The 13982-nt window shown below is 67.2% G+C and carries 12 protein-coding genes; 6 read left to right on the top strand and 6 right to left on the bottom strand.

Annotation, left to right across the window (positions count from 1 at the left end; all coding sequences use genetic code 11):
* Nucleotides 1-64 precede the first annotated feature (64 nt).
* The 4 genes from EDF74_RS08495 to EDF74_RS08480 are packed head-to-tail and all read left to right on the top strand — an operon-like array spanning nucleotide 65 to nucleotide 3932.
* Nucleotides 65-511: a hypothetical protein gene (locus EDF74_RS08495; RefSeq protein WP_123729638.1), complete on the top strand. Its 447-nt coding sequence runs from the start codon at nucleotides 65-67 to the stop codon at nucleotides 509-511.
* A 55-nt stretch (nucleotides 512-566) separates the two neighbouring features.
* On the top strand, nucleotides 567-2864 hold the full coding sequence (locus EDF74_RS08490; protein ID WP_123729637.1) for a patatin-like phospholipase family protein: 2298 nt from the start codon (nucleotides 567-569) through the stop codon (nucleotides 2862-2864).
* A gap of 48 nt (nucleotides 2865-2912) precedes the next feature.
* Nucleotides 2913-3245, top strand: coding sequence for a hypothetical protein (locus tag EDF74_RS08485; RefSeq protein ID WP_123729636.1), 333 nt, complete (start codon nucleotides 2913-2915; stop codon nucleotides 3243-3245).
* A gap of 15 nt (nucleotides 3246-3260) precedes the next feature.
* A complete protein-coding gene (locus tag EDF74_RS08480; RefSeq protein ID WP_123729635.1) occupies nucleotides 3261-3932 on the top strand; it encodes an HAD family hydrolase in 672 nt (223 codons plus the stop codon).
* Between the two features lie 33 nt (nucleotides 3933-3965).
* Here EDF74_RS08480 and EDF74_RS08475 read toward each other — a convergent pair whose 3' ends face one another.
* Nucleotides 3966-4505: an acyl-CoA thioesterase gene (locus EDF74_RS08475; RefSeq protein ID WP_123729634.1), complete on the bottom strand. Its 540-nt coding sequence runs from the start codon at nucleotides 4503-4505 to the stop codon at nucleotides 3966-3968.
* Nucleotides 4506-4586: 81 nt separating this feature from the next.
* Between EDF74_RS08475 and EDF74_RS08470 the strand changes: the two genes are divergently transcribed.
* On the top strand, nucleotides 4587-5162 hold the full coding sequence (locus tag EDF74_RS08470) for a TetR/AcrR family transcriptional regulator (RefSeq protein ID WP_123729633.1): 576 nt from the start codon (nucleotides 4587-4589) through the stop codon (nucleotides 5160-5162).
* 34 nt (nucleotides 5163-5196) lie between these two features.
* Complete coding sequence (locus tag EDF74_RS08465; RefSeq protein ID WP_184997142.1) at nucleotides 5197-5982, top strand: SGNH/GDSL hydrolase family protein; 786 nt, start codon at nucleotides 5197-5199, stop codon at nucleotides 5980-5982.
* Nucleotides 5983-6024: 42 nt separating this feature from the next.
* Here EDF74_RS08465 and EDF74_RS08460 read toward each other — a convergent pair whose 3' ends face one another.
* From EDF74_RS08460 to hutH, 5 genes are all read right to left on the bottom strand, one after another.
* Nucleotides 6025-8157: a TonB-dependent receptor family protein gene (locus tag EDF74_RS08460; RefSeq protein WP_123729632.1), complete on the bottom strand. Its 2133-nt coding sequence runs from the start codon at nucleotides 8155-8157 to the stop codon at nucleotides 6025-6027.
* Between the two features lie 234 nt (nucleotides 8158-8391).
* Nucleotides 8392-9822: a serine hydrolase domain-containing protein gene (locus EDF74_RS08455; protein ID WP_123729631.1), complete on the bottom strand. Its 1431-nt coding sequence runs from the start codon at nucleotides 9820-9822 to the stop codon at nucleotides 8392-8394.
* Nucleotides 9823-9938: 116 nt separating this feature from the next.
* Complete coding sequence (hutU, locus tag EDF74_RS08450; protein WP_123729630.1) at nucleotides 9939-11606, bottom strand: urocanate hydratase; 1668 nt, start codon at nucleotides 11604-11606, stop codon at nucleotides 9939-9941.
* A complete protein-coding gene (hutG, locus tag EDF74_RS08445) occupies nucleotides 11603-12436 on the bottom strand; it encodes an N-formylglutamate deformylase (protein ID WP_123729629.1) in 834 nt (277 codons plus the stop codon). The genes hutU and hutG overlap by 4 nt, the downstream gene beginning before the upstream one ends.
* Nucleotides 12433-13974 (bottom strand): histidine ammonia-lyase, encoded by a 1542-nt coding sequence (hutH, locus tag EDF74_RS08440; RefSeq protein ID WP_123729628.1) that lies wholly within the window; start codon nucleotides 13972-13974, stop codon nucleotides 12433-12435. Before hutH ends, hutG begins: the two co-directional genes overlap by 4 nt.
* Nucleotides 13975-13982 lie beyond the last annotated feature (8 nt).

Here is a 13982-nt window from a genome sequence, read left to right as displayed (position 1 = left end):
CGGCCGTTCTGCATTCCGGGCCGGTGATGGAATTACACTCGGGGCAGACCACAAGGACGCAGGTATGGATATCCAGTCTTGGGGACCGGCGGGCAGCGGTGTCGTCGGCGGCATCATCGCCACATGGCTCGTCGCGTACTGGGCGAGGCGATTGCAGACGCACTACCGTGGCTGGTCCCGGGCCGCGTTGCGGCGCCGTCATCGCACCACGATCCGGGTCGCCAACGCCCTGTTCTTCGTGGGATTACTAGTGGGATTGGCCCTGTACCCGCTGGGCGGATTTGCCAGCAACGATCACCGGCCGGCATTCCTCGGCTTCGGGCTCGCTTCGCTGTTGCCCCTGCTGGCACTGGTCGTCATCCCGTTTCTGACCGGCCGAAGCATACGGGAAGCGTTCGTCGCCTTCGCGATCGGCCAAGGGGCGCCGGTATGGGCCACCTATCTGCCGCTGGCTGGCGGCCTGGTCTGTCTGGTCGTGGCACTGGTGGGCTTTCTTCCCATCGGCGCTTGAAACGAGGCAAAGTGCGCTTCAAGGGGATGCCGGGTACCGGGGAGCGAGGGATCGAATGCAGCAGACACCATTACAACCCACCGGTCCCGCCACGCGGCGTCGGTGCAGCCGCTGGCTGTTCGTCCTGGCAGCGCTGGCGTTCGCCCCGCTCATGGCGGTGGCGCAGACCGCTCCCGCGCCCGTTGATTCCGCGACGCAGGTTTCCGACCGCCCCCGCACCTGCCTGGTCCTTGGCGGTGGCGGTGCCCGCGGCGCGGCCCATATCGGCGTGCTCAAGGTGCTCGAGCGCGAGCGCGTGCCGATCGACTGCATCGTCGGCACTTCGATGGGCGCGGTGGTCGGCGGCTTGTATGCCTCTGGCTACACGGCCGACGAGATCGAGGCGGTGCTGGACCGGATCGACTGGGCCGAGGTGCTGCGCGACAAACCGCCACGCGATGAGCGCAGCATGCGCCGCAAGGAAGATGACCTGCGCCTGCTGGGCGGCGTCGAAGTCGGCCTGAGCAACGGCAAGATCGCGTTCCCGCAGGGGCTGATCCAGGGTCAGAAGCTGGAGATGCTGCTGCGCCGCCTGCTGCTGCCGACCTGGCAGGTGCGCGACTTCGATCATCTGCCGATTCCGTTCCGGGCCATCGCCACCGATATCGTCAGCGGCGAGAAGGTGGTGTTCGCACAGGGCGATCTGGCCTTGGCCATCCGCGCGAGCATGTCGGTGCCGGGCGTGTTCGCGCCGGTCCGCTATGAGGACCATCTGCTGGTGGATGGTGGGGTGGTCGACAACGTACCGATTGATGAGGCGCGGCGGCTGGGCGCGCAGCGGCTGATCGTGTCGCGGGTCGGCTCGCCGTTGATGACCGAAGCGCAGCTGGATTCACCCTTGGCGATCAGCCACCAGATGGCCAGCGTGCTGATGCAGCGCGAAGTACTCGCGCAGTTGGCCACGCTCGGGCCACAGGATCTGCTGATCACACCGCCGCTGGGCGAGATGGGCAGCCAGGACTTCAACCGCTCACCACAGGCGGTCGGCGTCGGTGAGCAGGCCGCGCAGGCCGAGGTCGCGGCGGTTCGTCGCTTCCAGGTGGACGATACTCGCTACGCCGCCTTCCAGCGCCAGCATCGGCCGCCGGCGTATGAAGCGCCGATCGTGGCCTTCATCGATGTGCTGCGCGATAAGACACGTACCGCGCGCTATATCGAGCAGCGCCTGAAGCCGGAGGTCGGCCAGCCGCTGGCACCGGACCGCGTGGAGCAGAACGTGGCCACGGCCTACGGCGAAGGCCGCTACCAGCAGGTGCAGTGGCGGCTGGAAGAGCGTGACGGGCAACAGGGCCTGGTGCTCGCACCGCAGGACAAACGATGGGGTCCGGATTTCCTGCATTTCGCGCTGCGCCTGTCCGATGATTTCGACGGCAGCAGCAACTACCAGCTCATCACGGAGCTGACCCGTACTGGCCTCAGCGAGCAGGGCGCGGAGCTGAAACTGCGCGTGGGGCTGGGCGAAGTTGAAGAGGCGTTCGCCGAGTACTACCGGCCGTTCGGCGCCAGTGGCCGGCATGCGCTGTCCACCTATGCCAAATACCGCGCCACCGATCTAGACCTGGCGCTGATGCGCGGCGGCGCACTCGCCGAGTTCCGTTACAGCCAGTGGCTGGGCGGAGTGCGTTGGGCATATTCGCCACATCCGGATTGGGAAATCGCGCTGTTCGGCGAGCGCGGCCGTGAGCGCCTGCGCCTGGACGTCGGCAACCCCACCGAGCTGGGCAATTATCGCGCGGACATGGGCAGCGTCGGCTGGCAGCTGCGCCACGATTCGATCGACAGCTCGGCCTTCCCCAGTCGCGGCCAGCGCGTGTCAGTGACGCGCCAGCACTATCTCGACGCGCTCGGCACCGACAATTCGGCGGCGGTCACGCGGGTGCAGTGGGATGGGGCGTGGGCGTACGGTCAGAATCGCTGGCTGGGCGGCTTTCGCGCGTCCTCGGCACACGGTGGCGATGACCTGCTGGCCACCTACGGCTTCCTGGGTGGGCTGGGCAATCTGTCCGGCTATCCGGAAGAATCCATCTTCGCGCCGCAGACCGCGCTGGCCCGGGTGGTGTATTACCGTCGCGTCGCGCACGCCGATTCGCTGCTGACCATCCCGCTGTATGTCGGCGGCAGTGTGGAGTGGGGCGGATTCTGGCAGCGCCGCGAGGATGTCAGCCTGGATGGCATGCAGACCGCAGGCAGCCTGTTCGTCGGCGCCGATACGTTCCTGGGGCCGGTGTTCCTCGGCTACGGCCGCGCGCAGGGTGGGCACACTTCGTTCTATCTGACCTTTGGCTCACTGCTGCGGACACTGGATGGGTTCTGATGGGTTCTGCGCTTTATCCTGTGCAGCCATGGTGTTGATGTGATGCCGATGAAATCGATGTTCCTGGCTGTGGTGCTCCTGCTGTCTGCCGGCCACGTGCATGCCGCTGATGCACCGTCGCTGCCCGCCGCGTGGACGCAGATCGGCATCACCGTCGGCATGCCGTACGCGCAGGCCAAGGCGCTGCTCATCAAGGCCGGATGGCTCGCATCCGCGCCCGACAACGAGGGCACGCCCGTCTTTGCCGCGCATCCGGAGGTGGATTGCGGGCAGGGCTGGGACGCGATCTGCTCGGCAGGCTTCCATCGCGGAAACGAGGCTTACGGGTTGGTGCTCACACCGACCGATGACGACAAACTGCTGGTGCAAGGCGTCTTCTGAAAGGAGCTGATACGGATGTCAGACCGCAGTGTGGTGGTATTTGATTTCGACTTGACGCTGACCCGCTGGGAAACGGCAAGCCGGTTCTTCAAAGGTCTGCTGCGCCGCCAACCGTGGCGGATCGCCGGTGTCATGCTCGCGCTGCCGGTGCTGGTGCCGCTCTGGGCACTACCGCGCACGCGACAGAGGCCGGTACGCTTCGCCGTGTGGATGGCGACGTTCGGACGCAGCCGCGAGGCGCTGGCCAGGCTTGCCGTGGTGCATGCCGACGAAGTATTCGCCGGCCCGGAGCCTGTGTTCCTGCCTGAGGGCGTGAAACGCGTGCGTCAGCATCTCGCCGATGGGGATCAGGTCGTCATCGCGACGGGATGCTGGGAGCCACTGGCACGCGCGCTGCTTGAACGCGAAGGTCTGCAGCATGTGCCACTGGTGGCTTCCACCCTACGGCCCTGTCTGGGTGGGTGGGTCAGCGAAAACCACTGCATCGGTGAGAACAAGATTCCCATGCTGACCGAGCGCGGCTATCCGCCGCCGTGGCGCATCGCCTACACCGATCATCGCGCGGATCTGCCACTGCTGCGCAACAGCGAGCAGTGGTATCTGATCAGTCCTGACGTGAAGTGCCTGCGCGTGATCGAACAGGCGATGGCGGCCAAAGCAGAGATCCTGTCCTGGCGCGCTACGTGAGCGGCGCCGTGATCCGTGTGACGCAAGGTGAGGTCAGTCTTCTTTCATCGCCATCTCGGCGGCAAGCAACGCCTGGGCCGCCTTGCCCAGTTCGGGCGAGGGCACGATCGGCGCGCCAATGGCCTCCATCATCTGATCGGTAGAGACGAAGCGGCGGTGCCGTCGGTCGTAGACGCCGGTGATCAGCAGCGCGCGCGTGGCGACTTTCTCTTCCTCGCCGATCAACACGCGCTGTTCCATGATGATGCGCGTGCCGGCCCAGCCGACCATGCGGGTCTCCAGCACGAAACGCTGGAACGGTTTCAGCTCACGCCGGAACTGGATGGTGCCGCCGCTCACGATGGGTGCCCACTTCGAGCGCCAGGCCACGCGGCCCAGCCCCATCCGGAACACCAGGTCCAGGCGACCCAGGTCGAAGATCGTCCAGTAGCGCCCGTTGGTCATGTGCAGGTTGCTGTCGATGTCGTTGGGCAGCACCCGGAAGCTCAGTCGCGACACCGCAAACGGCGCGGCCAGTTTCGGTCTGAATGGGGTGGACAGCAGCAGGAGCAGCAGGCGGAACCAGAGATTCATGGGCGGGCCGTCGTTTCTATTACAGTTGTCATAACGTAAATACGCTAGTCTATGACACTTGTCTTAGCAAGGAATCCGGCCATGAGCGCACGCCATTCCGATGCCCCGCAACGCGTGGTGGCTGCGGCAGCGGAAATGCTGGCCACGTATGGGCTCAATGCCTCCAGTGTCCGCGAGGTCGCCAAGCGTGCGCAGGCGCCGTTCGGGTCCACCTATCACCATTTCCCGGGCGGCAAGCAACAGGTGCTGGCCGAGGCGACCACGTTGGCCGGCGCAAAAGTCGATAGCGTGCTGGCCACTTGCCTGCAGGCCGGTGGTGCCGAGGGCCTGTCGCTGTTTCTGGCGATGTGGCGCGAGCGGTTGATCCGTTCGGACTTCCATGCGGGCTGCCCGGTGCTGGCGGCTGCGGTCGAAGAGCCGATCGATGCGGCGCCCGACGATGCTCAGCGGGCGGCCGCCGTTGTGTTTGCCAGCTGGGAAGCCCGGCTGAGCGAGGCGTTGTGCACCGACGCCCGTACGCCCGGGCAGGCGCACGCGCTGGCGACGATGATCATCGCCAGCGTGGAGGGCGCGGTGGCGATGTGCCGGGCGATGCGTGACATCGGCCCGTTCGATCGCGTCGCGCTGCAGCTTGAATCGCTGGTGGCGGATCGCTGAGACTGCTGGCTTGCCCTTACCGGAGCGCCGCATCATGCCAGCCTTGACCCGTCCCTTCGCCCTTGCCGCCGGCCTGGTGCTGTGCGCGCTTCACCCACTTGCCCAGGCGCAGGATGGCCCTGCAGTCAATCCGCTGTATCTGGTGCCTGCCGACAAGGCGACGCCCGCGCAGATCACGGAGATGCAGCAGCGCCTGCTGGACTGGCCACAGCTGCAGCGCTACCGCGCCGAGAACGCCGCGCTGGCGCCCGTTGCGCCCGGGACCAAGCGCGTGGTGTTCTACGGCGACTCGATCACCGAGGGCTGGGGACCGACCGGCAGTGATCGTTTCTTCCCGGGCAAGCCCTACGTCAACCGCGGTATTTCCGGGCAGACCACGGCGCAGATGCTGGTGCGCTTCCAGCAGGACGTCATCGCGCTGAAACCGGCGCTGGTGGTGATCCTCGCGGGCACCAACGACATCGCCGGCAACACCGGGCCGACCACGCAGGCGATGATCGAAGACAACCTGCACGCGATGGTGGAACTGGCGCAGGCGCACAACATCCGCATCGTGCTCGCCTCGGTGCTGCCGGTCAGCGATTACCCGTGGCAGCCGGGCGTGCAGCCCGCCGGCAAAGTGACCGCGCTCAACAAGGCCCTGCGCGCGTATGCCAAGAAACAGGGCGTGGTCTATCTGGACTACCACACGGCCCTGACCAACAAGGACGGCGGCCTGGACCCCGAGCTGGCCAGTGATGGCGTGCATCCAACGCCGGCCGGTTACGCGAAGATGGTGCCGCTGGCCGAGGCTGCCGTCACCAAGGCACTGGCGCGCTGAGGCCGGGTCCCCGCCTGCCGGCCCAGCTACGGCGCGACGACGTCAGTCGAAGCGCCAGCGTACGCCGGCATACACACCACGCCCATCACCGGGCGTCGAGCGCGCGACATTCTTGCCCGCATCGTCGTAGCCCGGCGTGACCGTGGCGGCGTAGTGGCGGTCGGTCAGGTTGCGCAACTCCGCCCAAGCCTGCCAGCGACCGCCGGGGGCGTCGTAGCCGATGCGGGTGCCGAAGATCACGTGGCTGTCGGCGGCCATGCTGTTGGCATAGTCGACGAACATCTTCGACGCGTACTCGGTGTTGAGCCCGGCATAGAAGCCGGCCGGGTGGTCGTAGCGCAGTTCGGCTTGGTAGTAGTGACGCGGCAGGCCGGGCAGGCGGTTGCTGCCGAAGCGCGCATCATCGCGGTAGCGGAAGTCGCTGAAGGTGTAGGCCTGGCGCAGCGACAGCCGGCCGCCGATGCCCTGCCACAGCGCACTGTCCAGGCCGGCTTCGATGCCGCGGTGCACGGTCGGGCTGGCGTTGGATTCGGCGATGAACAGGTTCGGCACCGGCTGCACTTCCACGGTGAGCAGTTCGTGGTTGAGGCGCGCGTAATAGCCGGTCAGCTCCCAGCGGCCCAGCACACTGTCGCCGCGTGCGCCGAGTTCCAGCGTGGTCGCGGTCTGGTTGTCCAGTTCCACCGGCGCGCGCTGGCGGCCCGTGGAGGCACCGTTGCCGGCGGCGAAATACTTGTTCGAGCCCCAGATCATCGACCAAGGGTGGGCCGGTTCCACCGAGCGGCTGAGGTTGCCGAACCACTGCGTCTGCGGCGTCTGCTGCCAGGTGAAGCCCAGCCGCGGCGCGTAATCCCACTGGCGCTCGGACAGTTTCTCCTGCGTCGCCGGCCAGGTGACCTGCACATCGCGGCGGGTGTGGATCAACGCCATGCCGGTCTGCAGGCGAAGCGTGTCGCTCAGCGCAAGATCATTGCCGATGTGCAGCACGCTGTCGGTGCCGTAATGCTCAAAGTCGCGGGTGTGCGTGCCGGCGGCGTAGCCGTTGCTGGCGAAGCGCAGGGTCTCGCGCACGTTGGCATCCAGATCGTGGGTGACGCGCAGGCCGATCGTAGTCACGCTGTCATGCCCGAACAGCGCGTGCCGGCGGCGGTAGTCCAGCGTGCCGTTGAGGTTGGCGTAGTCCAGCTGCTGGCGGTACAGGCTCTCGTTCAAGTCCATCGGGTACTTGTGATACACGAGGCCCGCCTGCAGCGATGAATCTTCATCGATCGTGTAGGTAGTGGTGTTGCCGAACCAGGTGCTGCCCGGCTGCGGGCGGCGCGCATCGATGGCCACGTTGGCCGGATTGGCGGCGCGGGGGGCGTTGCGGATCTGCGCGCGGGTCAGGCGCCCCGGGGTTTCGTGATCGGTCTCGCGGTAGCGCAGGAAGAAGCGCGTCTCCAGATCCGGCGTGAGCTGCCAGCCGATATTGGCCACCGCACCCTTGCCCTTGCCGGCGGCGTGCTGCTGATAGCCGTCGTACTCGGTATCGGTGTAGGCCAGGAAATAGTCGACAGCGTCGTGCACGCCGCCGACGCTGATGCCGCGCTTCTGGTAACCGCGTGCGCCTGCTTCGTAGTGCAGCTCCAGCCCGGGTGTATCGCGCCCGCTGCGGGTGATGTAGTTGATCGCACCGCCCAGCGCCAGGGCGCCGCGCTCAAACCCGTTGGCACCGCGCAGGACTTCGACGCGGCTCAGCCACAGCGGCTCCAGCAGCTCGTACGGCGTGCCACCCGGGCCGGTCAGCGGCAGGCCATCCAGCGAGACCGACAGGCCGGAGGCATGCGCACCCGGCGCGCGGTTGAGGCCCGAGCCGCGGACGGAAACCTTGACGCCTTCATTGCCGGCGCTCTGCGCGCTGATGCCGGGCTGATAGGCCAGCACATCGGCGGTACCGGCGACGCGGCCCTGGCCGACCTGGGTCATATCGACGACGTTGCCTGCGCCGGGCACCCGGTCGAGCGCGCGGCGCGCGGCCTCGGTGGCGTCGGCGGCGGTGACGTTGACTGCGTCCAGGGTGACCGCCTGACTGGCGGGCGCGGCATGGGCGACGTTGGTGGCGGCAAGGCTGGCCAGCAAGGCAGCGGCGAGCAGGGACAGGGCGGGGGCGGTGGAGCGATTCGGGAGGGCAGTCATTCGTGCGCGGTATCAGTGTCGACAGGGCGCGTGTTGGCGCGACACCCTGTCAACTTCATGTGGGGCGCGCAAGTTAACAGGATGTGGGGGTGTTCGTCACCCTTGTGGGGCGTATGGGTGACGAACGCCGACGGCGGGATGTCCGTAGTGCCGGCCGCTGGCCGGCTCGCCAGGATCTACGCGATCCCGTCGCGTGAGAACCATGATTGCGTGGTTGCCGGCCAGCGGCCGGCACTACCGGGCCGCTGCCAGAGCTTTCGACTTGGCGTACAGCCGTTCGGCCTGCTTCGGGTCCCCCAGCGCGGAGTAGGTCTCCGCCAAGCTGTCCCACGCATTGGGCGAGCGTGGGAACAGCGTAGTGTTGAGAGTAAAGATGTGCACGGCGGTGGCGTGGCCCAGGTTCTCGGCCACGGCGTAGCCCACGCGATTGATGTCCTGCTCCAGCGTCGCCTGATCACCGCGCCCGGTGTTGGTGAACCACTGTCGCAACGCGGTTGTGCGTGCGGCCGTATGGGGCTCCAGCGCGTAGGTGATCAGCGTTTCCGACAGTGTCGCGCGGGGGAACTGCGTTGGGGCCACCGCCGCCATCGTGCTGTCCACCAGCGTGCGTGACCACACGTTCTTCGCACTCCCGTTGGTGAGGTAGATGAAGCTGTAGGTATCCCCGGCCAGGCCGTTGGTGAAGGCGATCCGCGCCCGCACCCGCGTGCCACCGTCATGCCCCACCATGCGGTAGTCGCCGCTTTCCTCGAATTCCCAACCAGTGGAGAAGCCGCTGCGTCGTCCGTTGCTCAACAGCTGCGGCTGCCACAGACGTTGCAGCGTGGCACGACGCACCAGCTCCCCGCGGGTCAGGGCCAGCAGGAAGCGGTCCAGATCACCGACGGTGGTATGCAGTGCGGCATGCCCGTAGGCATAGGATGGCCACGCGATATCGTCTTCGCGCTGCAGCGAACCCTGCCTGCCGACGTAGGCGATGGCGGTGTTTTCCTGCGCGGCGCCCGCCGGACCCAGCGAGGTGTGCGTCAATCCCAGCGGGCGCAGCACACGTTCTTCGACGATCTGCGTATAGGGCTGCCGGTACTGCGCTTCCAACAGCGCGGTGAGGACCAGATAGTTTGTCTGCGTGTACCGGTTGGCGGTGCCCGGGGCGAACTGGAGCGGCGCAGTGTCGAGCGCCTTGAATACATCCGCCAGCGTGGCCGGAAGGGGAACGCCCTGCGGGGTGAGTATCTTGCCGTCGTGGGTCTGGAAATAATCAGGAACCCCCGACGCGTGATCGAGGAACTGCTGCACGGTGATTGCCCGCCAGGCCTCCGGCAGATCCGGCAGATAACGGCTGGCCGGCGCGTTCATCTCAATCGAGCCGGCTTCCACCCGTTGCATGACCAAGGTGCTCACCAGCAGTTTGGCCAGCGAATAAGCGTTGAACACCGTCTCGGGTGTCACCGGCCGGTGCGTCGTGAGGTCGGCCTCTCCAGCGACGGCCTGCGCGAGAAGCTTGCCGTCGTGCCGTATCAGCACCGACTGACCGGCGATGCCATAGCGCTCCGCGTTGGCATGGAGCTGCCGGGTGATCCGAGTGTCTAGGTCATCGGCACGGGCGGCGCCGGACGGTGTCGATAACGCGGTCAGCAGGACGGCTACACAGGCGAAACGACGCATTGCGGGCATCCCCGTACGTGAGCCAGCACAGTAGGAAGCGTGGATACGCCGGTCAATGCGACGGAAGTCACCCCCGGCCATGAAAAGGCCCCGGCACTTGGCCGAGGCTTCCCAAGTCAGCCCAGAATCCCAGGCAGATCCAGCCCCTTTTCCTTCGCGCAGTCCACCGCGATCGCATACCCCGCGTCGGCATGCCGCATCACGCCCGTGGCCGGGTCGTTCCACAGCACGCGCGCGATGCGCTTGGCCGCCGCTTCGGTGCCATCGCAGACGATGACCATGCCCGAATGCTGCGAGAAGCCCATGCCGACGCCGCCGCCATGATGCAGCGACACCCAGGTGGCGCCGCTGGCGGTGTTGAGCAGGGCGTTGAGCAGCGGCCAGTCGGAGACGGCATCGGAGCCGTCCTGCATGGCCTCGGTTTCGCGGTTGGGCGAGGCGACGCTGCCCGAATCCAGATGATCGCGCCCGATCACCACCGGCGCCTTCAATTCGCCGTTGGCGACCATCTCGTTGAAGGCCAGACCGAGTCGATCACGATCGCCCAGGCCGACCCAGCAGATGCGCGCAGGCAGGCCCTGGAACTTGATCTTCTCGGCGGCCATGTCGAGCCAGCGGTGCAGGTGCGGGTTGTCCGGGATCAGTTCCTTGACCTTGGCATCGGTCTTGGCGATGTCCTCCGGATCGCCGCTGAGTGCGGCCCAGCGGAACGGGCCGATGCCGCGGCAGAACAGCGGGCGGATGTAGGCGGGTACGAAGCCGGGGAAGTCGAATGCATCTTCCACGCCTTCTTCCAGCGCCATCTGGCGCAGGTTGTTGCCGTAGTCCACCGTCGGTACGCCGAGCGAGTGGAAGCCGAGCATGGCGCGGATGTGGTTGGCCATCGACGCGCGCGCGGCGGCTTCCACTTCCTTCGGCGCGGAGACGCGCTTATCGTCCCATTCCTCCACGGTCCAGCCCTGCGGCAGGTAACCGTTGACCGGGTCGTGCGCGGAAGTCTGGTCGGTCAGCAGGTCCGGCTTCACGCCGCGGATCAGCAGCTCGTCGAGCACGTCGGCAACGTTGCCGAGCAGGCCGACCGAGAGCGGCTTTTTCGCAGTGCAGGATGCCTCGATCAGGCGCAGCGCTTCGTCGAGGTCATCGGTCCAGGTGTCCAGATACCCGGTGCGCAGGCGCATCTCGATGCTGCTCTTGCGGCATTCCACCGCGAGGCAGGAAGCCCCGGCCATCACCGCGGCCAGTGGCTGCGCGCCGCCCATGCCGCCCAGGCCACCGGTGAACAGCCACTTGCCGGCCAGGCTGCCGTTGTAATGCTGGCGGCCCATCTCCACGAACGTTTCGTAAGTGCCCTGCACGATGCCCTGGGCGCCGATATAGATCCAGCTGCCGGCGGTCATCTGGCCGTACATCGCCAGGCCCTTCTTGTCGAGCTCGTTGAAGTGGTCCCAGTTGGCCCAGCGCGGCACCAGGTTGGAGTTGGCGATCAGCACGCGCGGGGCATCGACGTGGGTGCGGAACACGCCGACCGGCTTGCCGGACTGCACCAGCAGGGTCTGGTCATCCTCCAGCCGCTGCAGCGTCTCGATGATCTTGTCGTAGCTCTCCCAGTCGCGCGCGGCGCGGCCGATGCCGCCGTAGACCACCAGCTCCTGCGGGCGCTCGGCCACGTCCGGGTGCAGGTTGTTCATCAGCATGCGCAGCGGGGCTTCGGTCAGCCAGCTCTTGCAGGTGAGTGTGGTGCCGGTCGGGGCAAGGATGGTGCGGGTGGAATCGAGACGGGTCATGCAGCACTCCGGGACGTAGCGAAGTCGAGACAGGCATCGAGCACCTGCTGCAGCGTGGCGCGCAGCGGGGCGGCGTGATCGGGATCCAATGGCGTGGGCCAGCTGTGCTCATCCACGGCCTCGGGCTCGTGCACGTAGCCGCGGCAGGCCAGCTCCATCTGCAGCGTGTGCACGCCGCCGGGGATGTCGCTGTAATGGCGGGTGATGTAGCCGCCCTTGAAGCGGCCGTTGCGCACATGGCTCATGCCGCTCATCGCACACAGGTTGTCGACCACATCGGTCAGGGCGTTGTCGCAGGTGGTATCGCCGTTGGTACCGAGGTTGAACTGCGGCAGCTGGCCATCGAACAGGTGCGGGATGTGCGAGCGGATCGAGTGCGCGTCATACACCACCACGGTGCCGTGCAGGGCACGCAGGCGCGCGATCTCCGCGGCGAGGGCGTCGTGGTAGGGCGCGAACCAGGTATCGCGGCGGCGCGCGATCTCCGCCTCGTCCGGGCCGTGGCCATCGCAGTACAGCGGCTGGTTGTCGAAGGTGGTCAGCGGGCACAGGCCGGTGGTGTTCTGGCCCGGGTACAGCGAAGTGCCGCTGGGGTCGCGGTTGACGTCGATGACCGAGCGCGACACCGCGGTGCGCACCGTGGTGGCGCCCATCTGCTGCGCGAAGCCGTACAGCTCATGCACCCACCAATCGGCGTCGCGGCGTGCCAGCCACGGCGACACGAACTGCGCGGCCAGTGCATCGGGCAACTCGGTGCCCGTGTGCGGGAAGCTGACGATCAACGGCACATCGCCGCGGTGGATCTGCAGCCAATCCGGTTGGGTCGTCATGCCAGCGGCTCCAACGGCGGCAGGATGTCGGCCAGCCCCTCAGCCAGCACGCCACTGCGCACCAGGTCGGTCGCGGCCACCATGTCCGGGTGGAAGTAACGGTCGTCTTCCAGCGTCGGTACCTGCGCGCGCAGGCGCTGGCGTACGGCTTCCAGTGCATCGCTGGAGCGCAGCGGGGCATGGAAATCGCAGCCCTGTGCAGCGGCGAGCAGCTCGATGCCGATCACGTTGGCGGCGTTCTCGGCCATCGCCATCAGGCGGCGCGCACCGTGTGCGGCCATCGAGACGTGGTCTTCCTGGTTGGCCGAGGTCGGGATCGAGTCGACGCTGGCCGGGTAGGCGCGCTGCTTGTTCTCCGAGACCAGCGCCGCGGCGGTGACCTGCGGAATCATGAAGCCGGAATTGAGGCCGGGCTTCGGGGTGAGGAAGGCCGGCAGCCCGGACAGGGCCGGATCGACCAGCATCGCGGTGCGGCGCTCGCTGATCGAGCCGATCTCGCACACGGCCATCGCCAGCATGTCCGCCGCGAAAGCGACCGGCTCGGCGTGGAAGTTGCCACCGCTCAGCGCCTCGTTGGTATCGGTGAATACCAGCGGATTGTCGGACACGCCGTTGGCTTCGATCGCCAGCGTGGTGGCGGCCTGGCGCATCACGTCGAACGCGGCGCCCATTACCTGCGGCTGACAGCGCAGGCAGTACGGATCCTGCACGCGCACGTCGTTGTCGCGGTGCGATTCGCGGATCGCCGAGCCCTGCATCAGGGTGCGCAGCGCGGCAGCGGTGGCGATCTGCCCGCGCTGGCCACGGATGCTGTGGATGCGCGGGTCGAACGGGGTGTCCGAGCCCTTGGCCGCTTCCACCGACAGCGCGCCGGTGACCAGTGCCGCGCGGAACACGGTGTCGATCGCGAACAGACCGGCCAGTGCATAGGCGGTGGAGTACTGGGTGCCGTTGAGCAGGGCCAGGCCTTCCTTCGCGCCCAGCACCAGCGGGGCCAGGCCGACCTTGGCCAGCGCCTCGGCCGCCGGCAGGCGCTCGCCCGCCACGAAGGCTTCGCCGACGCCGATCATCACGCTGGCCAGGTGCGAGAGCGGAGCCAGATCGCCGGAGGCACCGACCGAGCCCTGGCATGGAATCACCGGAATGAAGTCGTGCTGCAGGAAGGCTTCCAGCAGCGCCAGCGTCTGCGGGCGGATGCCCGAGGCGCCCTGGGCGAGGCTGGCCAGCTTCAACGCCATCATCAGGCGCACTACCGGTGCAGGCATCGGCTCGCCCACGCCGGCGGCATGCGAGAGCACGATATTGCGCTGCAGGGTTTCCAGGTCGTCACGCTCGATGCGCACGCTGGCCAGCTTGCCGAAGCCGGTGTTGATGCCGTACACCGGCGCGCCCTTGGCGACGATGTCGGCCACGGTCTGCGCACTGCGCAGCACCGCCTCGGCCGAGGCCGGGTCCAGCCGCACCCGCGCGCCGTCATGGATCGCGCGCCATTGCGCCAGCGTGACGGCGCCGGGGTGCAGGGTCAGGGTAGTGCTCATGAAATCTC

The organism is Stenotrophomonas rhizophila, from assembly GCF_003751305.1.
In the GTDB taxonomy this organism is placed as follows: domain Bacteria; phylum Pseudomonadota; class Gammaproteobacteria; order Xanthomonadales; family Xanthomonadaceae; genus Stenotrophomonas; species Stenotrophomonas rhizophila_B.
Note: the sequence above shows the minus strand (reverse complement) of the source record. Positions and strands in the feature narration are given on the sequence as shown.